This window comes from Pantoea sp. SS70, from assembly GCF_029866845.1.
Lineage (GTDB): Bacteria > Pseudomonadota > Gammaproteobacteria > Enterobacterales > Enterobacteriaceae > Pantoea > Pantoea leporis.
Window position 1 is genome coordinate 4,004,261 of record NZ_CP117199.1, and the last position, 24,082, is coordinate 4,028,342.

Genomic DNA, 24,082 nt, shown 5'->3' on the forward strand with positions numbered 1-24,082 from the left:
GGCTTATATAAGCCCCGCTATTCTTAATCATCGCTATCGCTAAAATCTTCCACCGTATCCATCTGCGGCTTGCCGCCAGATAGCGTATGGAAACGCTTAGGTCGCTTGATACGTGCGGTGTATTTCGACCATACACGTTCAGCTTCCGTTTGTGGCTCACGAAGACCACGACATACTTCTAAAAATGAACGCTCTTCTTCTGTAATGGGTTCACGCTTAGCGAGATCCAGTTCATTAAAGGCGTAACCGTGGCGCTCCAGAAGCTGAGCTTCTTTAATGGTGAAATCACCATGACGCGAAAAACCACGTGGGTAATGTTTGTTATCAAAGAAACGATTCGTTGTTGCGAAGCTATCCGCCATTTTACACGCTCCTGACTCTCATATGGCCGTGCTATTTATGGCGCGGAGTATTAGATAGGCTTGACAGAGTGTAAAACAAAACATTTAAATCAGTACGACAAACAATTTTTGGGAGAATGCAGTGGATACGGAATTACTGAAAACTTTCCTCGAAGTGAGCAGAACACGCCATTTCGGGCGTGCTGCTGAAGCGCTTTACCTCACGCAATCTGCCGTTAGTTTTCGCATTCGTCAGCTGGAAAATCAGCTGGGCGTAAACCTTTTTACTCGTCACCGTAATAACATCCGGCTGACTTCAGCAGGCGAGCGTTTATTACCCTATGCCGAAAGCCTGATGAGCACCTGGCTGATGGCCAAAAAGGAAGTTTCGCATACACAACAGCATCATGAGCTTTCAATAGGAGGTAGCGCATCCCTTTGGGAAGCGTATTTAACTCCCTGGTTGCAAACACTTTATGAGAATCGCGAAAGCCTTCATCTCGAGGCACGTATCGCCCAGCGACATTTACTGGTTAAGCAATTGCATGAACGTCAGTTGGACCTGTTGATCACAACTGAAGCGCCAAAAATGGATGAGTTAACCAGCCAGCAAATAGGGCATATTTCGCTCGCATTATTCCGGGCGCGTAAAACCGAGAAGCGTGAAAAATATGACTATATCAAGCTGGAATGGGGCGCAGATTTTCATCAGCATGAAAGTTATCTGTCCAGTGATGATGTTCCCGTATTAACCACCACATCCGCACATTTAACACGCGAATTACTGCATACCACCGGTGCTTGTGCCTTTTTACCTGATTTTTGGCACAGCATTTATAGTGATTTGATGGTTATTCCAGATACACCCGTCGCCGTGCGACCGTTATATGCGGTGTGGCTGCAGAATAGCGATCAGCAAAGTCACATTCGTCAGCTGCTTAAATATCCGGTTTTGACACAATAAGATAATAAATGAGGGAGTTTGAGTGGATCACAGTGAAACTCAAACTCATTTCACTGCCGAATTTTGGACAAAAAAAATCCTTTGCCGAAGCAAAGGATTATTTTCTGGCAGGGGCGGAGGGACTCGAACCCCCAACACCCGGTTTTGGAGACCGGTGCTCTACCAATTGAACTACGCCCCTAATTAGGGTGGCGGAACGGACGGGGCTCGAACCCGCGACCCCCTGCGTGACAGGCAGGTATTCTAACCAACTGAACTACCGCTCCACCGATTCTGTACTGATATCAGACAATCGTTCTGATTTCAGGTGTTTCGCCCTTCCCGCGTCACAGGGAAGGTCACGACCCGGTAACGGGTCTTAAATTGATGCCTGGCAGTTCCCTACTCTCGCATGGGGAGGCCCCACACTACCATCGGCGCTACGGCGTTTCACTTCTGAGTTCGGCATGGGGTCAGGTGGGACCACCGCGCTAAAGCCGCCAGGCAAATTCTTTGTGCAAAAACGAATAACATTCGCCTCCGCTGATTCTTTAATCCGTAAACAAGCTGAAAATCCGGTCTCTCAGACCAAAACGCCTCTGGCGTTGTAAGGTTAAGCCTCACGGGTCATTAGTACCGGTTAGCTCAACGCATCGCTGCGCTTACACATCCGGCCTATCAACGTCGTAGTCTTCAACGTCCCTTCAGGACCCTCAAGGGGTCAGGGAGAACTCATCTCGGGGCAAGTTTCGTGCTTAGATGCTTTCAGCACTTATCTTTTCCGCACTTAGCTACCGGGCAGTGCCATTGGCATGACAACCCGAACACCAGTGGTGCGTTCACTCCGGTCCTCTCGTACTAGGAGCAACCCCCCTCAATTCTCCAGCGCCCACGGCAGATAGGGACCGAACTGTCTCACGACGTTCTAAACCCAGCTCGCGTACCACTTTAAACGGCGAACAGCCGTACCCTTGGGACCTACTTCAGCCCCAGGATGTGATGAGCCGACATCGAGGTGCCAAACACCGCCGTCGATATGAACTCTTGGGCGGTATCAGCCTGTTATCCCCGGAGTACCTTTTATCCGTTGAGCGATGGCCCTTCCATTCAGAACCACCGGATCACTATGACCTGCTTTCGCACCTGCTCGAGCCGTCACTCTCGCAGTCAAGCTGGCTTATGCCATTGCACTAACCTCCTGATGTCCGACCAGGATTAGCCAACCTTCGTGCTCCTCCGTTACTCTTTGGGAGGAGACCGCCCCAGTCAAACTACCCACCAGACACTGTCCGCAGCCCGGATTACGGGCCTACGTTAGAACATCAAACATTAAAGGGTGGTATTTCAAGGTTGGCTCCACGCAGACTGGCGTCCACGCTTCAAAGCCTCCCACCTATCCTACACATCAAGGCTCAATGTTCAGTGTCAAGCTATAGTAAAGGTTCACGGGGTCTTTCCGTCTTGCCGCGGGTACACTGCATCTTCACAGCGATTTCAATTTCACTGAGTCTCGGGTGGAGACAGCCTGGCCATCATTACGCCATTCGTGCAGGTCGGAACTTACCCGACAAGGAATTTCGCTACCTTAGGACCGTTATAGTTACGGCCGCCGTTTACCGGGGCTTCGATCAAGAGCTTCTCCTTGCGGATAACCCCATCAATTAACCTTCCGGCACCGGGCAGGCGTCACACCGTATACGTCCACTTTCGTGTTTGCACAGTGCTGTGTTTTTAATAAACAGTTGCAGCCAGCTGGTATCTTCGACTGCCTTCAGCTCCATCCGCGAGGGACTTCACCTGATGACAGCGTGCCTTCTCCCGAAGTTACGGCACCATTTTGCCTAGTTCCTTCACCCGAGTTCTCTCAAGCGCCTTGGTATTCTCTACCTGACCACCTGTGTCGGTTTGGGGTACGATTTCGTGTTACCTGGAGCTTAGAGGCTTTTCCTGGAAGCAGGGCATCAGTTACTTCACCACCGTGGTGGCTCGTCGTCACGCCTCAGCCTTAAGATACCCCGGATTTACCAAAGGTATCAGCCTACACGCTTAAACCGGGACAACCGTCGCCCGGATAACCTAGCCTTCTCCGTCCCCCCTTCGCAGTAACACCAAGTGCAGGAATATTAACCTGCTTCCCATCGACTACGCTTTTCAGCCTCGCCTTAGGGGTCGACTCACCCTGCTCCGATTAACGTTGAACAGGAACCCTTGGTCTTCCGGCGAGCGGGCTTTTCACCCGCTTTATCGTTACTTATGTCAGCATTCGCACTTCTGATACCTCCAGCATGCCTCACAGCACACCTTCAACGGCTTACAGAACGCTCCCCTACCCAACAACACATAGTGTCGCTGCCGCAGCTTCGGTGCATGGTTTAGCCCCGTTACATCTTCCGCGCAGGCCGACTCGACCAGTGAGCTATTACGCTTTCTTTAAATGATGGCTGCTTCTAAGCCAACATCCTGGCTGTCTGTGCCTTCCCACATCGTTTCCCACTTAACCATGACTTTGGGACCTTAGCTGGCGGTCTGGGTTGTTTCCCTCTTCACGACGGACGTTAGCACCCGCCGTGTGTCTCCCGTGATAACATTCTCCGGTATTCGCAGTTTGCATCGGGTTGGTAAGCCGGGATGGCCCCCTAGCCGAAACAGTGCTCTACCCCCGGAGATGAGTTCACGAGGCGCTACCTAAATAGCTTTCGGGGAGAACCAGCTATCTCCCGGTTTGATTGGCCTTTCACCCCCAGCCACAAGTCATCCGCTAATTTTTCAACATTAGTCGGTTCGGTCCTCCAGTTAGTGTTACCCAACCTTCAACCTGCCCATGGCTAGATCACCGGGTTTCGGGTCTATACCCTGCAACTTAACGCCCAGTTAAGACTCGGTTTCCCTGCGGCTCCCCTATACGGTTAACCTTGCTACAGAATATAAGTCGCTGACCCATTATACAAAAGGTACGCAGTCACCCCATTAAAGAGGCTCCCACTGCTTGTACGTACACGGTTTCAGGTTCTGTTTCACTCCCCTCGCCGGGGTTCTTTTCGCCTTTCCCTCACGGTACTGGTTCACTATCGGTCAGTCAGGAGTATTTAGCCTTGGAGGATGGTCCCCCCATATTCAGACAGGATACCACGTGTCCCGCCCTACTCTTCGAACTCACAGAATGTGCACTTTCGTGTACGGGACTATCACCCGGTATCGTGCGACTTTCCAGACGCTTCCACTAACGCACAAACTGATTCAGGTTCTGGGCTGTTCCCCGTTCGCTCGCCGCTACTGGGGGAATCTCGGTTGATTTCTTTTCCTCCGGGTACTTAGATGTTTCAGTTCCCCGGGTTCGCCTCGCAACACTATGTATTCATGTTGCGATGATGCACTGGGTGCACCGGGTTTCCCCATTCGGACATCGTCGGCTGTAGCGGTTCATATCACCTTACCGACGCTTTACGCAGATTAGCACGTCCTTCATCGCCTCTGACTGCCAGGGCATCCACCGTGTACGCTTAGTCGCTTAACCTCACAACCCACAGGCGTTTTGCAACGCGCGCAGACTGCAAGCATTTGAGAGACTCGAACATATCGCCGCTTCATTCTTATTACGGAGAATGAAGACGATACGTCGTTTCAATTTTCAGCTTGTTCCGGATTGTTAAAGAGCATAATACTTCGCAGCACACCGTTTCCGGTTTGCTCTGAAGTATTGTTTTGAGTCACTGTAATGGTGGAGCTAAGCGGGATCGAACCGCTGACCTCCTGCGTGCAAGGCAGGCGCTCTCCCAGCTGAGCTATAGCCCCATACAGTTACTGCAGAGACCACTACTACCACTCACCAGGAGTTCCGTTTTTGACAAACGGTAATTTCTTTTCAGGCAAGGCAAAGTGGCGCGACGTATAGTTCACTATACGAGCGGCGCTTTAACGCAGCATGAGAAGAAATTTGGTAGGCCTGAGTGGACTTGAACCACCGACCTCACCCTTATCAGGGGTGCGCTCTAACCACCTGAGCTACAAGCCTGTAGAGGTTTTTTCTGCTCGTTACTTTCTATCAGACAATCTGTGTGAGCACTTCGCGGGAAGGTATCTTCAGGTAAGGAGGTGATCCAACCGCAGGTTCCCCTACGGTTACCTTGTTACGACTTCACCCCAGTCATGAATCACAAAGTGGTAAGCGCCCTCCCGAAGGTTAAGCTACCTACTTCTTTTGCAACCCACTCCCATGGTGTGACGGGCGGTGTGTACAAGGCCCGGGAACGTATTCACCGTAGCATTCTGATCTACGATTACTAGCGATTCCGACTTCACGGAGTCGAGTTGCAGACTCCGATCCGGACTACGACGCACTTTATGAGGTCCGCTTGCTCTCGCGAGGTCGCTTCTCTTTGTATGCGCCATTGTAGCACGTGTGTAGCCCTACTCGTAAGGGCCATGATGACTTGACGTCATCCCCACCTTCCTCCAGTTTATCACTGGCAGTCTCCTTTGAGTTCCCGGCCGAACCGCTGGCAACAAAGGATAAGGGTTGCGCTCGTTGCGGGACTTAACCCAACATTTCACAACACGAGCTGACGACAGCCATGCAGCACCTGTCTCAGAGTTCCCGAAGGCACCAAAGCATCTCTGCTAAGTTCTCTGGATGTCAAGAGTAGGTAAGGTTCTTCGCGTTGCATCGAATTAAACCACATGCTCCACCGCTTGTGCGGGCCCCCGTCAATTCATTTGAGTTTTAACCTTGCGGCCGTACTCCCCAGGCGGTCGACTTAACGCGTTAGCTCCGGAAGCCACTCCTCAAGGGAACAACCTCCAAGTCGACATCGTTTACGGCGTGGACTACCAGGGTATCTAATCCTGTTTGCTCCCCACGCTTTCGCACCTGAGCGTCAGTCTTTGTCCAGGGGGCCGCCTTCGCCACCGGTATTCCTCCAGATCTCTACGCATTTCACCGCTACACCTGGAATTCTACCCCCCTCTACAAGACTCCAGCCTGCCAGTTTCGAATGCAGTTCCCAGGTTAAGCCCGGGGATTTCACATCCGACTTGACAGACCGCCTGCGTGCGCTTTACGCCCAGTAATTCCGATTAACGCTTGCACCCTCCGTATTACCGCGGCTGCTGGCACGGAGTTAGCCGGTGCTTCTTCTGCGGGTAACGTCAATCGGTGAAGCTATTAACTTCACCGCCTTCCTCCCCGCTGAAAGTACTTTACAACCCGAAGGCCTTCTTCATACACGCGGCATGGCTGCATCAGGCTTGCGCCCATTGTGCAATATTCCCCACTGCTGCCTCCCGTAGGAGTCTGGACCGTGTCTCAGTTCCAGTGTGGCTGGTCATCCTCTCAGACCAGCTAGGGATCGTCGCCTAGGTGAGCCATTACCCCACCTACTAGCTAATCCCATCTGGGCACATCCGATGGTGTGAGGCCCGAAGGTCCCCCACTTTGGTCTTGCGACGTTATGCGGTATTAGCTACCGTTTCCAGTAGTTATCCCCCTCCATCGGGCAGTTTCCCAGACGTTACTCACCCGTCCGCCACTCGTCACCCGAGAGCAAGCTCTCTGTGCTACCGTTCGACTTGCATGTGTTAGGCCTGCCGCCAGCGTTCAATCTGAGCCATGATCAAACTCTTCAATTTAAGTTTGATTTGCTGAAACCAGTTCAGCGGTGCTCATCTGTAAAACGTCATAATGAATTTCATTATGTGTTCACTCGTGAGGCTTTGATATTTTTTTGCGTCCGGAGACGCGGATATCAATCCTGCGAGTGCCCACACAGATTGTCTGATAAATTGTTAAAGAGCATGCCGCGATTTCTCTAGCGGCGCGGGATGCGTATATTACGCTTTCCGCATTCTCAGTCAAGCATTTATTTTTGCTTTTCTGAAGGTTGCCTTGAAGACCACCTCCTGAACACTTCGCTTCGTAAGCCATTGTTCCGTGTCAGTGGAGGCGCAGTATAGGGATTTCTTCGGAGCTGACAAGCGCTAATTTCAAATTAATTTCCGAGTGCTGATTTTTTCGGCGAAACACCACTAAACTGCTAATTTTTCCAGCAACGGGAAGCCATAACGCTGCAAAATCGGTGACAATTTCGTCACTTCATCATCCATACGCGTACAGAACGCTAAATTCTGACCGGATGAAACCGCCTGCGGTGCTTCATGCTCTAATAACCAAACGGTACGACGCGCAATAGCAGCGCCTGAATCCACCAACCTTGTCCCTTCCGGCAGCACCAGTTGCAGCTCATCACGCAGTAAAGGGAAATGGGTGCATCCGAGAACCACGGTATCAGGTGGCTCTTTCATCCTTAGCCAGGGTTGCACAGCACGGCGTACATCAGCGAGCTCAACATCTTCGCCATGCAGCTTGGCTTCCGCCAGCTCCACCAGCTCAGCAGAGCCGAGCATTTCGATTTTGCAGTCGCGGGCAAATTGCGCCACTAACTCATGGGTATAAGGACGTTTCACCGTGCCGCGCGTGGCCAGCAATCCCACTACGCCGTTACGCGTCAGACGCGCAGCAGGTTTTATCGCAGGCACCACACCCACAACCGGGAATTCGAAACGTTCACGCAGCGCCGGCAAAGAGATGGTGCTGGCCGAGTTACAAGCAATGATCACCAACGCAAGCGGGAAACGCTGAGTGATAGCCGTCACCACCGCCACCACACGCTCGACAATAAAGTCTTCGGATTTTTCGCCGTACGGGAAACCTTCATTATCAAAGGCGTAGAGATAGTGGAGATCCGGCAGTAAATGCCGGACCTCATCATAAACGGAGAGCCCACCCACGCCGGAGTCAAACACCAGCACGGTGGGACGCAGATCAGAAGCTGTAGCTGGCGCTGAGGTAATACTCCGTTCCTGGAGTTGGATAGCCATACGCTGTCTCATAATCTTTATCGAACAGGTTGGCAATTCTACCACGAACGGTGAGCTGTGATGTGACCGGATACGAGACCGCGAGATCTACCGTGCTGTAACTCGATAAACGACGCTGCTCGCTGGCATATTCGCTGGTGTTGTTATCGTAGCGCTTACCGAAGTACTGGTAGATGACATCAATATCAAAGTCATACACCGTCATACCCAGCTGATATTTGGCCTGCTCACGCGCACGACGCGCCAGCGTTTCACCATCTGAATTACGACGCGCATCCAGATAACCCAAGGTGATCTGGTGATGAAGGAAGCGGGTATCAAAATCAGCGGTGGCTTCAATACCTTTTAGCGTAACGGCTTTTTCATTGTAATAGCCGCCCTCAAAAGTCACAGGATCAGAAGCATAGGTAATGAGATTGCTGACTTTATTGTGATACGCAGCAACACGCCAATTAACCGGACCGGTTAAACCTTCCAGCGCGGCTTCCCACTGTTTTGATTTCTCAGGATTGAGATCGGGATTAGAGCTGATACCAAAACGCTTCAGACCATATAGCTGGCCTAACGTCGGCGCCTGGAAACCCGTGCCGTAAGAGAGTGATGCCTTGTAACCCGGCACAAACTCCCAACCCGCAGCCGTTTGCCAGGTGCCATGACGGCCAAAGTCCTGGTTATCATCGCCACGCGCCGAACCTTCAAGTGTAACATTGCCAAACTGCTGCTGAGCCGTCAGGTAAGCACCGGTGTTGTCTTGCTTGTAACCATCTTCATCACGCGGTGCGCCAGAATAGAGTTGTCCAATCGAACTCAGTTTCTGCTGCTGCCAATCCAGACCGGCGCTGACCATGCCATGCCCCACCGCAAAGGTGTTGCCCCATTGCAGGTTGCGCTGCTCCATGTCATCCAGACTATTGGAATCTGCATAGCGGCCGTCAGACCCAACGTAGTTATAGATTTTGTACTTTTGATAACTGGCGGTCAGCTGCGAGGAGTATTCCTCTTTATTAAAGCGCAGACCGGTATCAAACGAGTGATTATAGATCTGTTGCTCATCCTGACCACCGACATAACCCGCATCGTAATCTGAGTTCGCGGCGTAGCCGTAACCCCGGAAGAAGCCAGAAAATGCATCGTTAAACTTGTGGTCAACGCCAGCCCAGAACGCCTTATTGCGCCAGCCATCACGATCGCGATCGGTCGGAGACGTTGAGCCCGGCTGAACGTTGTAGCCGTTGGTGGCCTGATAAGAGCCCGCCACCGTTACGCGCGTCTGGTCCGTGACATTTTGATTGATGCCGCCGCTGTATTCCTGATAGCCCTTTGAACCAAAGCCAGCCGTCAGCGAGTTTTGATTATTCGGGTTTTGCGTGATGACATTCACCACGCCGCCAATCGCATCTGCGCCGTAAACGGCAGACCGCGGGCCACGAATGAACTCAACGCGCTGGATAATAGAAACAGGAATCTGGTTGAAGTCAGCAATGCCGGTAATGCCAGGCTTAGAGAACGGCACACCGTCAACCAGAATCAGCGTATGACGCGCTTCCGAACCCCGCACATACATAGAAGCGCTTTGCCCAATGCCGCCGCTTTGCGCGATATCCACGCCCGGCAAGCGACGCAACACTTCCAGCAGGTTCTTGGATTGCCACTGATCGATCTCGTCACGGGTGACGACAGAAGTCGAAGCCAGCACCGACGAGACCGGCTGCGCGAAGCGGTTAGCGGTAACGATTTGCGTATCATCATTCTGCTGAGCGTAGCCAAATTGCGCCCAGAGAGACAACGCCGTTGCACTGAAGGCAAACAGCGAAGCATGTGTTTTTTTCATTGTTATAGCATCCAAAAGACGAAGCAGGATGCCGCACGACTACGACCAATAGCTCGCGATGGTCGTATGTATTGCGACGTCACACCGGCAGGTCTTCGGGCTGAGAATCATAAATGGTGAAAAACTTCCCATCCGGCAGGACAGTGTTTGTAATTGCCATCACCACGACATTCTTTACCGCTGCGCGTCAGCTCCAGATTCGCACTGGATTCCCTTTTAACTCAAGGAGGCCGGCAGGCGCAGTCTACGGCCAGGAAGGCCGGAAATCCAGACTTCCAGCCATCTTGTTTTCCGCAGGGCTGGACATCAGCAGTTGAATGCCTACAATCGCCCGGCAAGTCAGCTTATTACCAGGATTAAAGATGACACCCGAACAGCTCCCGATTGAACAATACGACGCGCAACTGGCGGAAAAAGTCAGCCGCTTACAGGCGATGATGATGCCCTTTGCCGCGCCCGACGTGGAGGTGTTCCGTTCGCCGGTCAGCCACTATCGGATGCGTGCCGAATTCCGCATCTGGCACGACGGAGACGATCTCTACCACATCATCTTTGATCAACAGACCAAGCAACGTATCCGCGTCGATCAATTCCCGGCGGCCAGTGAATTGATCAACCAGCTGATGCCAAAACTGATCGCGGCAATCCGCGACAACCGCGCGCTGCGTTTCAAACTGTTCCAGATCGATTACCTGTCGACGATGAGCAACCAAATCGTCATCTCGCTGCTCTATCACCGCAAGCTGGAAGAAGAGTGGACCGCCGCCGCCAGCGCCCTACGCGACAGCCTGCGTGGCGAAGGCTTTGACGTGCAGCTGATTGGCCGCGCCACCAAAACCAAAATCTGCCTCGATCGCGATTACGTGGATGAGCGCCTGCCGGTCGCGGGGAAAGAGATGATTTATCGTCAGGTGGAGAACAGCTTCACCCAGCCAAACGCGGCGATGAATATTCAGATGCTGGAGTGGGCGCTGGACGTCACGCAGGATTCGCGTGGCGATCTGCTGGAACTCTATTGCGGTAACGGCAACTTCTCGCTGGCGCTGGCGCGTAACTTCCGCAGCGTGTTGGCCACGGAAATTGCCAAGCCGTCGGTCGCGTCCGCGCAATACAATATTGCCGCTAACCATATTGATAACGTGCAGATTATTCGTATGGCCGCTGAAGAGTTTACCCAGGCGATGACGGGCGTTCGCAGCTTCAATCGTTTAGAAGGCATCGACCTGAAGAGTTATCAGTGTGAAACCATTTTCGTTGATCCGCCACGCAGCGGGCTGGATGAGGAAACAGTGAAGATGGTGCAGGCCTATCCGCGCATCCTTTATATCTCCTGCAACCCGCAAACGCTGTGCGACAACCTCGCGGTGCTGGGAGAAACGCATGACGTCACGCGTCTGGCGCTGTTCGATCAGTTCCCGTATACCCATCATATGGAATGCGGCGTGCTGCTGACGCGCAAGGCCTAAACAACAACGGGAACCCCAAGGTTCCCGTTTTTTCACTGCTTGCTCTTCGCGCGGCGAAAACGCATACCAATCCAGAACACCAGCGCCACCATCAGAATGGTCGGGATGAAGTTAGAGCCGATATCCGGATATTCAGCCCGCACCAGCGCGCTATAAACCAAAATACCCAGCAGGAAGAACGCCGCCGCCAGTGAAGGCATGCCGTCTGGCATATTGCGGTTGAGATAACGCTGATGCAAACACCAGGCCGCGAGGCCAAGCGCAATCAGCGGGAATATCGAAAAGGGAACAAACGTGCTGAACAGCACCGAAAAGGAGCCGTTGATCGCTAAACCGGTGATAAAAGCCAATAAAAGCGTTCCTTTATCGCGTGGGTTTTGCTCAATCATTTCATTATCCTTATCACATTACTCTTCGGGTTTTTCCAGGGTAACCGCCAGACGCTCTTGCTCCCGGCGATACCAGTAATAAGCGCCTTTGGCGATCATGCGCAGCTGCAGCACTAATCGATCCTCAAGCTTACGGCGCTGCTCAATATCAACGTCCAGCGCTTCGGCACCCGCGCTAAACACAATCGTCACCATGGCTTCGGCCTGCGCTTCGGTGAAGCTGCGCGGCATGCGATTTTCTAATTCAAGATAATCGGCCAGTTCGGCGATGAAGTGCTGAATCTCACGCGCGACTGCGGCACGAAAGGCCGCCGAGGTTCCGGAGCGCTCGCGTAGTAAGAGCCGAAAAGCGTTGGGATTGTTCCCGATGAACTCCATAAAAGTTGCCACCGAGGTTTTAATAATGCTGCCACCCTTGGCAATACGCTGGCGCGCCTGACGCATTAACTGGCGCAGCATCAAGCCGCTTTCGTCCACCATGGTCAGCCCCAGCTCATCGACATCGCGGAAGTGACGATAAAATGAGGTCGGCGCAATCCCCGCTTCGCGTGCAACTTCGCGCAAACTCAGGCTGGCAAAACTCCTTTCTGCACTTAACTGACTGAAGGCAGCTTCAATCAGTGAACGTCGTGTACGTTCTTTTTGTAGCGCTCTGACGCCCATTTTCCCGGCCTTTTAGGTGATTTGGTAGGCACTATAACAAACTTTTCAGCGTACAGCGGTGCAAACTTTGTGAACGCCTGTGAACCTCACGCTTTGTCAAACTTCAGCAATTTACGCTGTTAGAATTCAGATGTGCGCGGCGAGATGTTAGAATCTCGTTGTAAAAATGTGATAAAAAAATAGGACGTACTGGTATGCAAAAGTCTTACGATTACGATGCCATTGTGATTGGCTCCGGTCCGGGCGGCGAAGGTGCGGCGATGGGGCTGGTGAAGCAGGGAGCGCGTATTGCAGTGATCGAACGCTACCACAACATCGGCGGCGGTTGTACACACTGGGGAACCATCCCTTCCAAAGCCCTGCGTCACGCTGTTAGCCGTATCATCGAGTTCAATCAAAACCCACTTTACAGCGATCACACTCGCCTCCTGCGCTCCTCATTCGCCGACATTCTCAACCACACCGAGAATGTGATCAGTCAGCAAACCGCGATGCGTCAGGGCTTCTACGAGCGTAACCGCTGTGAACTTTATCAGGGCGATGCCCGATTTGTTGATGCCAACACCATCGAAGTGGAACAACCCGACGGCACCCGCGAGCGATTAACAGCGGCGAAATTCGTGATCGCCTGCGGTTCTCGCCCGTATCATCCCGCGGATGTCGATTTCACCCATCCGCGCGTTTACGATTCCGACTCCATCCTCAACCTGCATCATGAACCTGGTCACGTCATCATTTATGGTGCCGGCGTAATTGGCTGTGAATATGCCTCGATTTTCCGCGGCCTGAACGTCAAGGTTGACCTGATCAACACCCGCGACCGTCTGCTGGCATTCCTCGATCAGGAGATGTCAGATTCCCTCTCCTATCACTTCTGGAACAGCGGCGTGGTGATTCGTCACAACGAAGAGTTTGAGAAGATTGAAGGCGTTGATGACGGGGTGATAATTCACCTTAAATCGGGCAAAAAAGTGAAAGCCGATTGCCTGCTGTACGCAAACGGTCGAACCGGTAACACCGATTCACTGGCGCTGGAAAACGTCGGACTGGAAGCGGATGGTCGTGGCCTGCTGAAGGTGAACAGCATGTATCAAACTGCGCTGCCGCATATTTACGCGGTTGGCGACGTGATTGGTTATCCAAGCCTGGCTTCTGCTGCTTACGATCAGGGCCGCATTGCCGCGCAGGCGATCATCAAAGGTGAAGCTACCGCGCACCTGATCGAAGATATTCCAACCGGGATTTACACCATTCCGGAGATCAGCTCAGTGGGTAAAACCGAACAGCAGCTGACGGCGATGAAAGTGCCGTATGAAGTGGGTCGTGCGCAGTTTAAACATCTGGCGCGTGCGCAGATTGTTGGCATGCACGTCGGCAGCCTGAAGATTCTGTTCCACCGCGAAACCAAAGAGATTTTAGGGATTCACTGCTTTGGCGAGCGTGCTGCGGAGATCATTCACATCGGCCAGGCCATCATGGAACAGAAGAACGGCGGCAACACGATTGAGTACTTCGTGAATACCACCTTCAACTATCCCACCATGGCCGAAGCCTATCGCGTGGCAGCGTTAAACGGCTTAAACCGCCTGTTTTAACGAGGTATCCAGATAACCCTTCATGTGGGTTTTGATTGCTTCTGCCAACTGCTCATAGCGGCTGCGCAGAGGCGATCCTGGACGATAGACCAACGCGATGGTGCGCTGCGGCACCGGCTTGTAGCACGGTAAATAGCAGACGCCATCACGTTCGCGTTCATTCGGCACGGACAGCGCAGGTAACAAGGTAATGCCGCTACCGGCGGCAACCATGTTGCGCAGCGTTTCCAGACTGGTGGCGCGGAAATGCGTATCTTCATCGGCACCGGCTTCGAAGCAGAAGCCCATCGCCTGATCGCGCAGGCAGTGCCCATCTTCCAGCATCAGTAATTTCTCACCGGCCAGATCCGACATCGGCACGCGATCGCGATCGCGCCACGGATGATCGGCATACACCGCCAGCGTCATTGGCTCATCAAACAGCGGCACCTCGATAAAGGCTTCACTCTCTTTCACCAACGCCACGATGGCGCAATCCAGCTTGCCGCTGTCGAGCTGTGCCAGCAGTTGCTGCGTCTGCGCTTCATGAAGGTACATTTCGAGTTTGGGGAAGGTTTTGTGCAGCATCGGAATGATGTGCGGCAGCAGATACGGCCCGGTGGTTGGAATCAAACCAATGTGCAGCGGTCCAGACATCGCTTCGCCTTGCTGGCTCGCCATCTCCTTCAGCACTTTCACTTCGCGCAGCACGGTTCGCGCTTGATCCACCAGCAACAGTCCAGCCTGAGTAAACAACACCTTACGGCTGGTACGCTCCAGCAGCATTACGCCAAGTTCATCTTCCAGCTTACGAATCTGTCCACTTAAGGTAGGTTGGCTGACATGACATGCGTCAGCTGCACGCCGGAAATGGCGATGCTCCGCAAGTGAAACCAGGTATTCGAGATCACGAATATTCATTGAAATCCTCCAAACCACGATAGCCCGTGGCGATAGATAGAATAGCAATGAACGATTGGCCCTATCAAGGCGTGAGCGGGAATAATGCGCGCATCAAATGATCTGGAGCAGAACCTGCAAACTGCTTAAAACCAATCACTGTGCTGGCCGGGAGTGGCCTGCCCTTGATGATGTGCCTATAACAAAATGTAATTCCGAAGCTAGAGGTTGGCGGGCTACCGAAGAGGTGCCCGCTTTTTTTTGCTTGTCGCTCGCCTGCTGGATATCAACAGAGCGCGATAAATCGCGCCGCTACGCATTCCTGCATATACCGCAGCGGCGCAATCTAATGCGCATAGCTTTTAACCCAAGCGCTTCTGCGCTTCGCTGATGGCGAAGGCGACCTGTTGAGGAGCGACACCACCTTGCGCATTACGCTTATCCAGGCAGGATTGCAGCGATAGAATTGGATACACGTCATCCTCAATCACCGCGCTGAACTGCTTCAACTGCGCCAGAGTGAGCGCTTCCAGCGCCACGCCTTGCTTGATCGCTTCCACCACGGTTTCACCCACAATGTGGTGGGCTTCGCGGAACGGAACGCCTTTTGCCACCAGATAATCGGCCAGCTCGGTCGAGTTGGCGTAGCCCTGCTCAGCGGCTTCCTGGCAACGCGGACGTTTTACCTGAATGCCGTCCAGCACCAGCACCGACATATGCAGGCAATCGAGCCAGGTATCCAGCGCATCGAACAGCCCTTCTTTGTCTTCCTGCATATCTTTGTTGTACGCCAGCGGCAGGCCTTTCAGCGTCATCATCATGCCGGTCAGCGCACCTTGCACACGGCCGCATTTACCACGGATCAGCTCCAGCGCATCCGGGTTTTTCTTCTGCGGCATCAGCGACGATCCGGAAGTGACTTTATCCGACAGCTCAAGGAAGCCCGCTTCACCGGTGTTGAAGAAGATCAGGTCTTCAGCAAAGCGCGACAGATGCACCATGCCAATCGAGGCGTCTGACAACAGCTCCAGCACGTGATCGCGATCGGAAACGGTATCGAGGCTGTTACGCGTGGCAGAGGCAAAACCTAACCAGCCGGCCAGCTGCTGACGATCGATCTCGTAGGCGGTACCCGCCAGCGCGCCGCAACCCAGCGGACTGACATCCATACGCTTCAGTGCATCCTGCAGACGGCTCTCGTCACGCGCCAGCATCTCAACGTACGCCAGGCACCAATGCGCGAACGTCACCGGCTGCGCACGCTGCAGGTGCGTGTAACCCGGCATCACCGCGTCCTGATTGGCTTGTGCCGTGGCGACCAGCGCCGATTGCAGCTCACGCGTCGCCTCCAACAGCACGGCAACCTGCTCTTTGCACCACAGTTTCAGATCGGTCGCGACCTGATCGTTACGGCTACGGCCGGTGTGCAATTTCTTGCCCAGCGCGCCGACTTTGTCGATCAGCTTGCCTTCCACCCAGCTGTGAATATCTTCCGCATCGCTTTGCAGAATCTGCTCAGGATTGGCGCGTACCTCAGCCAGCAGTTCATTCAACGCGCTTTCCAGCTGTTGCTGCTCTTCATTGGTCAGCACGTTGACCGTCACCAGCGCTTTTGACCAGGCAATCGAGCCGGTAATGTCCTGCTCGGCCAGGCGATAGTCAAAACGCAGCGAGTCGTTGAACTGTTTGAACCGTTGGTCTGCTGCCTGCGAAAAACGTCCGCCCCAAAGTGCCATCTGCATTACTCCTGAATCTGTTATAGAAAAGGCGGCCCGAAGCCGCCCTTGCAAAATATGTCGATTGCCGCGGTATTACTTCTTCTGCTCGTTCAGCGCGCGAATGCGTGAAGAGAGTGAGAACAAGCGGATAAAGCCGCCCGCGTGACGGTGATCGTAAACTTCATCTTCGCCAAAGGTGGCGAACTCTTCTGAGTACAGGCTGTTAGCAGAGGTTTTCTGAATCGCCGTGGCCTGGCCTTTATACAGCTGCAGTACCACTTCGCCATTCACCTCTTCTGCCAGGGATTCAGCAGCGGCCTGGATAGATTTACGCAGCGGCGCGAACCAGCGACCATCGTAAACCACGTAAGACATTTCATGGCCCAGCTGCTCACGCCATTTGAAGCTATCGCGATCCAGCACCAGTTGTTCAACCGCACGCAACGCGTTAACCATGATGGTGCCGCCTGGAGTTTCGTAGCAGCCGCGGGACTTGATGCCTACCAGACGGTTTTCCACGATGTCGATACGGCCGACGCCGTGTTTGGCGCCCAGCACGTTGAGTTTTTCCAGGCACTGGAACGGGCTCAGCGTCTCGCCATTCACCGCCACCACGCGACCTTTCTCCACGGTGACCGTGACATTTTCTGGCTGATCGGGCGCTTCCAGCGGATCAACGGTCCACACCCAGCAATCTTTGTTCGGTGCATTGGCTGGGCTTTCCAGCACGCCGCCTTCGGTAGAGATGTGCCATGCGTTCTCGTCACGGCTGTAGATTTTTTCCAGCGACGCGGTGGTCGGGATATTGCGCTCTTTCAGGTAATCCAGCAGCGCTTCACGTGAACGCAGGTCCCACTCACGCCATGGCGCAACCACTTTCAGCTGTGGCGCCAGCGCGGTGTAGGTGGTTTCGAAACGCACCTGATCGTTACCTTTACCGGTTGCGCCGTGGCACAGCGCATCTGCGCCCACTTTCAGCGCCAGCTCAACCTGGGCTTTAGCGATAATCGGACGCGCCATAGACGTACCCAGCAGGTAAGTGCCTTCGTACAGGGCGCCAGTCTGCAGAACCGGATACACGTATTCGCTGATGAACGCTTCACGCAGGTCAACCACGTGGCACTCAGACGCACCTGACTGCAGCGCTTTCTTCTCAACGCCTTCCAGATCGGCTGGATCCTGGCCAATGTTCGCCACGAACGCCACCACTTCACAGCCGCCATAGTTCTCTTTCAACCATGGAATGATGGCTGAAGTATCCAGACCGCCGGAGTAGGCCAGAACGATTTTTTTGATGTTTTGCGTGCTCATGTCTTAATCCTTGATTATGCGAGAATCCGGGTGCCAATCGACACGCCGTTGAAAAGGGTTGGCAGTTGTTCAGCATGACGCCAGCTGGCGATATCGACCGGGCGACCGAGCGTGCGGGCGGCATCAAGCGCCGCGTTCACTTTCACGATCATGCCATCGGTGATGATGCCCTGCGCAATCAGCTGCTCCGCTTTCGCGGCGGTCATCTCTTCGATGCGCTGACCTTTGCCGTCGAGAATACCGCTGACATCAGACAACAGCACCAAATCGGCACCGATGGTCGCAGCCAGTGCGGTGGCGGCCTGGTCGGCGTTGACGTTCATCAACTCGCCGCCGTCGGTGATGCCAATCGAGCTGATCACCGGCATGTAGCCCGCCGCCAGCAGCGTGTTCACCAGCGCCGGATTGCCCGGCGTCGCGTTGCCAACGTGTCCCAGCTCTTCATCGAACTGCGCCACGTTGACCAGACTGGCATCGCCGAGGCACAAACCCACCGCGCCGATGCCATATTTCTTCGCCCACGCCAGCAGCGTTTTATTGGCGGTACCGGCTAACGCACCGGTAATAATGTCAATCTGATCGGCTGGCGTCACGCGCAAACCGTTCTTCTTTTTCACCGGCAGCGCGAGCTTCTTCATCAGCTCGTCCACCACGCAACCGCCGCCGTGCACAATGATCAGCGGACGCTGATGTTCATTGCGGTACGCCAGCAGGGCATCAAACAGACGGGCCAGCGCTTCTTCGCTATCCAGCAGCACGCCACCCAGTTTAATGATTAATGGATTCATTGCGTTATCCGTTCGTTAAATCAGAGACAGCGTTTCGGGGAAGCCGAAACGAATGTTCAAACACTGAACCGCCTGCGATGAGGCGCCTTTCAGCAGGTTATCTTCGGCAGCCACCACAATCAGGTGCTCGCCTTGCATGGCGAAGCCGATGTCGCAGAACGGCAAACCGACCACCGCTTTCAGCGCCGGTACGCCTTTGTCATAGACGCGCACCAGCGGTTTGTCGTGGTAAGCGTTATGGAAGGCATCCGCCACATCCTGCTGCGTCACGCCCGCTTTCAGGCGGCAAGTGGTGGTCGATAAAATCCCGCGTGGGAAGCTGCCCAGATGTGGCGTGAAGATCACCGGCGTACCGAGATGCGCCACAATTTCCGGGTGATGACGATGATTAAACAGGCCGTACGGCTGCAAGCTCACTTCACAGAAGCTGGTGCCAACGTTGGCTTTGCGCCCTGCGCCGCTCACGCCGCTGGTGGCGTTAATCACCGGCCACTGTGTATCGTTAAGCAGGCCCGCTGCGATCAGCGGTTTCAGCGAAAGTTGGGCTGCGGTTGGGTAGCAACCCGGCACCGCAACCAGCTCCGCATCTTTAATTTTGTCGTGCTGCCATTCGGCCAGGCCGTAAACCGCCTTGTCCAGCCAATCCTGATGCTGATGGCTGAAGCCGTAATATTGCGTATAGAACGCGTCGTCGTTTACGCGGAACGCGCCGGAGAGATCGAACACCACGCAACCAGCTTTGAGGAATTCAGGTGCCAGATCGTGGCTGACTTCATGGGCGGTGGCGAGGAACACCACATCCACTTTGTCGGCCCATTCAGCGGCATCGCTCAGCGGCTGCAGCGGCAAATCGACAATGCCTTTGAGCTGCGGATGCAAATCCGACAATAACTTTCCAGCATCCGGGCTTTGCGCTGAAACCGCCAAAGCGGTTATGTTCATATGCGGATGGCGATTCAGGTAGGTGGCAAGCTCTACGCCAGCGTAACCACTGGCACCAACGATCAGCGTATTCAACATCAGGCTGTATACCTTATTACAGTCACACGTATCGGGTCGCGGCCTTGCCCCGTTGCCCAGAATGCCGTTTGCAGAAGATTTGATGCTTCACATGCAAGCGACGTTATTGTATTTTTATTCACTATTAATGCATGAATATTGATACATCCTAACCCAAGGACCGTCAACAGTGAAGACAAAATTACCACCTTTTATCGAACTCTACCGCCAGTTGATTGCCACGCCATCAATCAGCGCAACCGATAGCGCACTGGATCAGAGTAATGAAACTTTAATCAATTTGCTGGCCGGCTGGTTCCGCGATATTGGCTTCAGTGTCGAAGTGCAGCCGGTGCCTGGCACGCGGCATAAATTCAACATGCTGGCGCGCAGCGGATTGGGCGCAGGCGGCTTGTTATTGGCGGGTCATACCGACACCGTGCCTTACGATGATGGCCGCTGGACGCGCGATCCTTTCACGCTGACCGAACACGACAACAAGCTGTACGGCCTCGGCACCGCCGATATGAAAGGTTTCTTCGCCTTTATTCTGGATGCGCTGCGTGACGTTGACGTGACCAAACTCAGCAAGCCGCTTTACGTCCTCGCCACCGCCGACGAAGAGACCACCATGGCGGGCGCGAAGTATTTCTCTGAATCCACCCAGTTGCGTCCGGATTGCGCCATCATCGGCGAGCCCACCTCGCTTAAGCCGGTGCGCGCGCATAAAGGTCATCTGTCGAATGTGATTCGTATTCAGGGGCAATCGGGCCACTCCAGCGATCCGTCGCGCGGCGTCAACGCCATTGAACTGATGCATGAATCCATTACCCAGCTGATGCAGCTGCGTAACACGCTGAAAGAGCGATACAACCACGATGGTTTTGCCATTCCTTATCCAACCATGAACTTTGGTCATATTCATGGTGGCGACGCGGCCAACCGCATCTGCGCCTGCTGTGAATTGCACATGGATATTCGTCCGCTGCCGGGCTTAACCCTGAGCGATTTGGATGGTCTGCTGAATGACGCGCTGGCGCCGGTAAGTGCGCGCTGGCCGGGACGTCTCACCGTAGGCGAGCTGCATCCGCCGATTCCAGGCTACGAATGTCCGGCCGATCATGAGCTGGTGCAAGTGGTGGAGAAGCTGCTGGGCGTGCCAACCGAAGTGGTGAACTATTGCACTGAAGCGCCTTTTATCCAGCAGTTGTGCCCAACGCTGGTATTAGGCCCGGGATCGATCAATCAAGCCCATCAACCTGATGAGTTTATTGATACCGCATTTATCAAGCCGACTCATGCGCTTATCACCCAAGTCGTACAGCATTTTTGTCATTGATGAACAACAAATGGGGCATTTCACTGTTAAATCAGCAAATTGCCCCGTCATTGTTCGGGATTTGATAATAAGAATAACTTATCTCGCTTCGCTGCAAGCAAATTCTTTGAATTTCCGCCATTTAGCAGCACATTTACGTAGATTTAAGGCAATTGACGCGCAGGAAGATACGTGGCTAGATAAAAGACGATGTTATGCCCGTTGGGCGTAAGAGTATTAAAAAAGACGATAAGGGTGTCAGGGTCCAATGAACGAACAATATTCCGCAATGCGAAGTAATGTCAGTATGCTCGGCAAACTGCTCGGGGATACGATTAAGGATGCACTAGGAGAGAACATCCTCGACCAGGTGGAGACCATCCGTAAACTCTCTAAGTCATCCCGCGCGGGAAATGACACTCATCGTCAGGAACTGCTGACCACGCTGCAAAATCTGTCGAACGACGAGCTGCTGCCGGTGGCGCGCGCGTTTAGCCAGTTCCTTAATCTCACCAACGTCGCTGAACAGTATCAAACCATTTCGCGTAGCGGCGATGGCGCGAACCATCCTGAACTGCTGAAAAAGACTTTCGCACGTCTGAAACAGCAAGGCGATATCAGCGAAGCGGCGATCCGCCAGTCGATTGAAGAGCTGTCGCTGGAGCTGGTGCTGACTGCGCACCCCACCGAAATTACCCGCCGCACGCTGATCCATATGCTGGGCGAAGTGAACAGCTGTTTGCAGCAACTCGATCATAGCGATATCTCTGACTACGAACGTACCCAGGTGATGCGCCGTCTGCGCCAGCTGGTGGCACAAGCGTGGCATACCGACGAAATCCGCAAATATCGTCCAACGCCGATCGATGAAGCCAAATGGGGCTTTGCCGTGGTGGAAAACAGCCTGTGGCAAGGCGTGCCAGCCTTCCTGCGTGAGCTGAATGAGCAAGTGGAAGAGACTTTTGGCATTAAGCTGCCGGTCGATTTCGTGCCGATTAAATTTACCTCGTGGATGGGCGGCGACCGTGACGGCAACCCGAACGTCACCGCACCGATTACCCGCCACGCGATGCAGCTGAGCCGCTGGAAGGCCGCGGACCTGTTCCTGCGCGATATCGGCGTGCTGATTTCCGAGCTGTCGATGTCCGAATGCAGCGACGAAGTGCGCGAGCTGTGCGGCGATGCGGAAGCGCTGGAGCCGTACCGCATGGTGCTGAAGCGCCTTCGCGGCCAGCTGATGACCACGCAGGCTTATCTTGGCCGTCGTCTGAAAGGCGAGCGCCTGCCGCGTCCGGCCGATTTGCTGGTCTCTAACGATCAGCTGTGGGATCCGCTGTTCGCTATCTATCAATCTCTGCAGCAGTGCGGCATGGGCATCATCGCCAATGGTCAGCTGCTGGACACGCTGCGCCGCGTGAAGTGTTTCGGCGTGCCGCTGGTGCGCATCGATATCCGTCAGGAGAGCACCCGCCATACCCAGGCGATTGCCGAAGTAACGCGCTATCTCGGCCTCGGTGATTACGAAAGCTGGTCAGAAGCGGATAAACAAGCCTTCCTGATTCGCGAACTGAATTCCAAGCGTCCGCTGTTGCCGCATCAGTGGGAACCGGGCGATGAGACGCGCGAAGTGCTGGATACCTGCAAAGTGGTGGCCGAAGCGCCGCAGGGTTCAATTGCTTCCTACGTGATCTCCATGGCGAAAACGCCGTCGGACGTGCTGGCCGTGCATCTGCTGCTGAAAGAAGCCGGTATTCCTTACGCCATGCCGGTTGCGCCGCTGTTTGAAACCCTTGATGACCTGAACAACGCTAACGACGTGATGACGCAGTTGCTGAACATCGACTGGTATCGCGGCTTTATCAATGGCAAACAGATGGTGATGATTGGCTATTCCGACTCAGCGAAAGATGCCGGCGTGATGGCCGCCAGCTGGGCGCAATATCAGGCGCAGGACGCACTGATCAAAACCTGTGAAAGCGCGGGCATCACGCTGACGCTGTTCCACGGACGCGGCGGCTCAATCGGTCGTGGCGGCGCGCCAGCCCATGCGGCGCTGTTGTCACAACCGCCGGGCAGCCTGAAAGGTGGCCTGCGCGTGACCGAACAGGGCGAGATGATTCGCTTCAAATACGGTTTGCCCGAAGTCACTATCGCCAGCCTGTCGCTGTATACCGGTGCGATTCTGGAAGCCAACCTGCTGCCACCGCCGGAACCCAAGCGCGAATGGCAGGAGATCATGAATGGTCTGTCGGCGCACTCCTGCGCGATGTATCGCGGCTATGTGCGTGAGAATCCGGACTTCGTGCCCTATTTCCGCTCAGCCACGCCCGAGCAGGAGCTGGGCAAATTGCCGCTGGGTTCACGTCCGGCTAAACGTCGCCCAACCGGCGGTGTGGAATCGCTGCGTGCCATTCCGTGGATCTTCGCCTGGACGCAGAACCGCCTGATGCTGCCAGCCTGGCTGGGCGCGGGTGCCGCGTTGCAGACAGCGATGGATGAAGGTCATCAGGATGAGCTGGAGAACATGTGCCGCGAGTGGCCATTCTTCGCCACACGCCTTGGCATGCTAGAGATGGTGTTCTCGAAAGCCGATTTGTGGCTGGCGGAGTACTACGATCAGCGTCTGGTGGATAAATCACTGTGGTCGCTCGGCAAGCAGCTGCGCGATCAGCTGGATGCGGATATCAAAGCGGTGCTGACCATCGCTAACGATGCCCATCTGATGGCTGACCAACCGTGGATTGCTGAGTCCATCGCGCTGCGTAACGTTTATACCGATCCACTGAACGTGTTGCAGGCTGAACTGCTGCATCGTTCACGTGCGCAGGAAGAGCGCGGTGATGAGCCAGATGCGCGTGTAGAACAAGCGCTGATGGTGACGATCGCGGGTGTTGCAGCGGGTATGCGTAATACCGGTTAATTTTTCCCCTCACCCTAACCCTCTCCCGCTGGCGGGAGAGGGAACCAA

Annotated in this window: 15 protein-coding genes, 4 tRNA genes, 3 rRNA genes and 1 riboswitch; of the genes, 5 read left to right on the forward strand and 17 right to left on the reverse strand. The window is 54.2% G+C overall.

Annotation, left to right across the window (positions count from 1 at the left end; all coding sequences use genetic code 11):
- Nucleotides 1-23 precede the first annotated feature (23 nt).
- Nucleotides 24-362, reverse strand: a complete 339-nt coding sequence (locus PO881_RS18520; protein ID WP_008106616.1) for a DUF413 domain-containing protein — start codon at nucleotides 360-362, stop codon at nucleotides 24-26.
- A gap of 121 nt (nucleotides 363-483) precedes the next feature.
- Between PO881_RS18520 and hdfR the strand changes: the two genes are divergently transcribed.
- Nucleotides 484-1,305, forward strand: a complete 822-nt coding sequence (gene hdfR / locus PO881_RS18525; RefSeq protein WP_280172201.1) for an HTH-type transcriptional regulator HdfR — start codon at nucleotides 484-486, stop codon at nucleotides 1,303-1,305.
- A gap of 105 nt (nucleotides 1,306-1,410) precedes the next feature.
- On the opposite strand, the gene PO881_RS18530 is transcribed toward hdfR, so the two are convergent.
- The 9 genes from PO881_RS18530 to btuB form a co-directional block, all read right to left on the reverse strand.
- A tRNA-Trp gene (locus PO881_RS18530) sits at nucleotides 1,411-1,486 on the reverse strand.
- Nucleotides 1,487-1,494: 8 nt separating this feature from the next.
- Nucleotides 1,495-1,571: transfer RNA gene (locus tag PO881_RS18535), tRNA-Asp, on the reverse strand.
- A gap of 102 nt (nucleotides 1,572-1,673) precedes the next feature.
- A 5S ribosomal RNA gene (gene rrf / locus PO881_RS18540) occupies nucleotides 1,674-1,789 on the reverse strand.
- A gap of 104 nt (nucleotides 1,790-1,893) precedes the next feature.
- A 23S ribosomal RNA gene (locus tag PO881_RS18545) occupies nucleotides 1,894-4,798 on the reverse strand.
- Between the two features lie 202 nt (nucleotides 4,799-5,000).
- Nucleotides 5,001-5,076, reverse strand: a tRNA-Ala gene (locus PO881_RS18550).
- Nucleotides 5,077-5,219: 143 nt separating this feature from the next.
- Nucleotides 5,220-5,296, reverse strand: a tRNA-Ile gene (locus PO881_RS18555).
- A gap of 73 nt (nucleotides 5,297-5,369) precedes the next feature.
- Nucleotides 5,370-6,909: ribosomal RNA gene (locus PO881_RS18560) — 16S ribosomal RNA — on the reverse strand.
- The 16S, 23S and 5S rRNA genes sit together here with 4 tRNA genes alongside, the layout of an rRNA operon.
- A 396-nt stretch (nucleotides 6,910-7,305) precedes the next feature.
- Nucleotides 7,306-8,157 carry a glutamate racemase gene (murI, locus tag PO881_RS18565; RefSeq protein WP_008109644.1) on the reverse strand — a complete coding sequence of 284 codons (852 nt, stop codon included), beginning with the start codon at nucleotides 8,155-8,157 and terminating at the stop codon, nucleotides 7,306-7,308.
- Nucleotides 8,102-9,988: a TonB-dependent vitamin B12 receptor BtuB gene (btuB, locus tag PO881_RS18570; protein WP_280172202.1), complete on the reverse strand. Its 1,887-nt coding sequence runs from the start codon at nucleotides 9,986-9,988 to the stop codon at nucleotides 8,102-8,104. The genes murI and btuB overlap by 56 nt, the downstream gene beginning before the upstream one ends.
- A gap of 68 nt (nucleotides 9,989-10,056) precedes the next feature.
- Nucleotides 10,057-10,238: riboswitch (cobalamin riboswitch) on the reverse strand.
- Between the two features lie 112 nt (nucleotides 10,239-10,350).
- Here btuB and trmA point away from each other — a divergent pair.
- Complete coding sequence (trmA, locus tag PO881_RS18575) at nucleotides 10,351-11,454, forward strand: tRNA (uridine(54)-C5)-methyltransferase TrmA (protein WP_280172203.1); 1,104 nt, start codon at nucleotides 10,351-10,353, stop codon at nucleotides 11,452-11,454.
- A 32-nt stretch (nucleotides 11,455-11,486) separates the two neighbouring features.
- Here the strand turns inward: trmA and PO881_RS18580 are convergent, their stop codons facing one another.
- On the reverse strand, nucleotides 11,487-11,843 hold the full coding sequence (locus PO881_RS18580; RefSeq protein WP_061720276.1) for a YijD family membrane protein: 357 nt from the start codon (nucleotides 11,841-11,843) through the stop codon (nucleotides 11,487-11,489).
- A gap of 18 nt (nucleotides 11,844-11,861) precedes the next feature.
- Nucleotides 11,862-12,506, reverse strand: a complete 645-nt coding sequence (gene fabR, locus PO881_RS18585; protein WP_008109648.1) for an HTH-type transcriptional repressor FabR — start codon at nucleotides 12,504-12,506, stop codon at nucleotides 11,862-11,864.
- A 194-nt stretch (nucleotides 12,507-12,700) separates the two neighbouring features.
- Between fabR and sthA the strand changes: the two genes are divergently transcribed.
- Nucleotides 12,701-14,101, forward strand: a complete 1,401-nt coding sequence (sthA, locus tag PO881_RS18590; RefSeq protein ID WP_101760632.1) for a Si-specific NAD(P)(+) transhydrogenase — start codon at nucleotides 12,701-12,703, stop codon at nucleotides 14,099-14,101.
- Here the strand turns inward: sthA and oxyR are convergent.
- From oxyR to argC, 5 genes are all read right to left on the reverse strand, one after another.
- Nucleotides 14,084-15,001 (reverse strand): DNA-binding transcriptional regulator OxyR, encoded by a 918-nt coding sequence (gene oxyR, locus PO881_RS18595; protein WP_008109652.1) that lies wholly within the window; start codon nucleotides 14,999-15,001, stop codon nucleotides 14,084-14,086. The two genes, sthA and oxyR, sit on opposite strands and share 18 nt — an antisense overlap.
- A gap of 341 nt (nucleotides 15,002-15,342) precedes the next feature.
- The gene (gene argH, locus PO881_RS18600) at nucleotides 15,343-16,716 is read right to left on the reverse strand and encodes an argininosuccinate lyase (RefSeq protein ID WP_101760728.1); all 1,374 of its coding nucleotides are present in this window, start codon (nucleotides 16,714-16,716) and stop codon (nucleotides 15,343-15,345) included.
- Between the two features lie 75 nt (nucleotides 16,717-16,791).
- The gene (locus tag PO881_RS18605; RefSeq protein WP_101760634.1) at nucleotides 16,792-18,009 is read right to left on the reverse strand and encodes an argininosuccinate synthase; all 1,218 of its coding nucleotides are present in this window, start codon (nucleotides 18,007-18,009) and stop codon (nucleotides 16,792-16,794) included.
- A 14-nt stretch (nucleotides 18,010-18,023) separates the two neighbouring features.
- Nucleotides 18,024-18,797: an acetylglutamate kinase gene (gene argB, locus PO881_RS18610; protein ID WP_192415338.1), complete on the reverse strand. Its 774-nt coding sequence runs from the start codon at nucleotides 18,795-18,797 to the stop codon at nucleotides 18,024-18,026.
- 15 nt (nucleotides 18,798-18,812) lie between these two features.
- Nucleotides 18,813-19,817 carry an N-acetyl-gamma-glutamyl-phosphate reductase gene (gene argC, locus PO881_RS18615; RefSeq protein ID WP_280172204.1) on the reverse strand — a complete coding sequence of 335 codons (1,005 nt, stop codon included), beginning with the start codon at nucleotides 19,815-19,817 and terminating at the stop codon, nucleotides 18,813-18,815.
- A gap of 169 nt (nucleotides 19,818-19,986) precedes the next feature.
- On the opposite strand from argC, the gene argE reads away from it, so the two are divergent.
- Both argE and ppc read left to right on the forward strand, forming a co-directional pair.
- Nucleotides 19,987-21,135, forward strand: coding sequence for an acetylornithine deacetylase (gene argE / locus PO881_RS18620; protein ID WP_101760637.1), 1,149 nt, complete (start codon nucleotides 19,987-19,989; stop codon nucleotides 21,133-21,135).
- A gap of 247 nt (nucleotides 21,136-21,382) precedes the next feature.
- On the forward strand, nucleotides 21,383-24,034 hold the full coding sequence (ppc, locus tag PO881_RS18625; RefSeq protein WP_280172205.1) for a phosphoenolpyruvate carboxylase: 2,652 nt from the start codon (nucleotides 21,383-21,385) through the stop codon (nucleotides 24,032-24,034).
- The last annotated feature ends 48 nt before the right edge of the window (nucleotides 24,035-24,082 follow it).

Excerpts from the sequence above, each read along its gene's own strand:
- oxyR (WP_008109652.1), bottom strand. The coding sequence starts at position 15,001 with ATGAATATTCGTGATCTCGAATACCTGGTTTCACTTGCGGAGCATCGC.
- PO881_RS18605 (WP_101760634.1), bottom strand. The coding sequence starts at position 18,009 with ATGAGCACGCAAAACATCAAAAAAATCGTTCTGGCCTACTCCGGCGGT.
- argB (WP_192415338.1), bottom strand. The coding sequence starts at position 18,797 with ATGAATCCATTAATCATTAAACTGGGTGGCGTGCTGCTGGATAGCGAA.
- sthA (WP_101760632.1), top strand. The coding sequence starts at position 12,701 with ATGCAAAAGTCTTACGATTACGATGCCATTGTGATTGGCTCCGGTCCG.
- PO881_RS18580 (WP_061720276.1), bottom strand. The coding sequence starts at position 11,843 with ATGATTGAGCAAAACCCACGCGATAAAGGAACGCTTTTATTGGCTTTT.
- argC (WP_280172204.1), bottom strand. The coding sequence starts at position 19,817 with ATGTTGAATACGCTGATCGTTGGTGCCAGTGGTTACGCTGGCGTAGAG.
- murI (WP_008109644.1), bottom strand. The coding sequence starts at position 8,157 with ATGGCTATCCAACTCCAGGAACGGAGTATTACCTCAGCGCCAGCTACA.
- argH (WP_101760728.1), bottom strand. The coding sequence starts at position 16,716 with ATGGCACTTTGGGGCGGACGTTTTTCGCAGGCAGCAGACCAACGGTTC.
- PO881_RS18520 (WP_008106616.1), bottom strand. The coding sequence starts at position 362 with ATGGCGGATAGCTTCGCAACAACGAATCGTTTCTTTGATAACAAACAT.
- fabR (WP_008109648.1), bottom strand. The coding sequence starts at position 12,506 with ATGGGCGTCAGAGCGCTACAAAAAGAACGTACACGACGTTCACTGATT.
- trmA (WP_280172203.1), top strand. The coding sequence starts at position 10,351 with ATGACACCCGAACAGCTCCCGATTGAACAATACGACGCGCAACTGGCG.
- btuB (WP_280172202.1), bottom strand. The coding sequence starts at position 9,988 with ATGAAAAAAACACATGCTTCGCTGTTTGCCTTCAGTGCAACGGCGTTG.
- ppc (WP_280172205.1), top strand. The coding sequence starts at position 21,383 with ATGAACGAACAATATTCCGCAATGCGAAGTAATGTCAGTATGCTCGGC.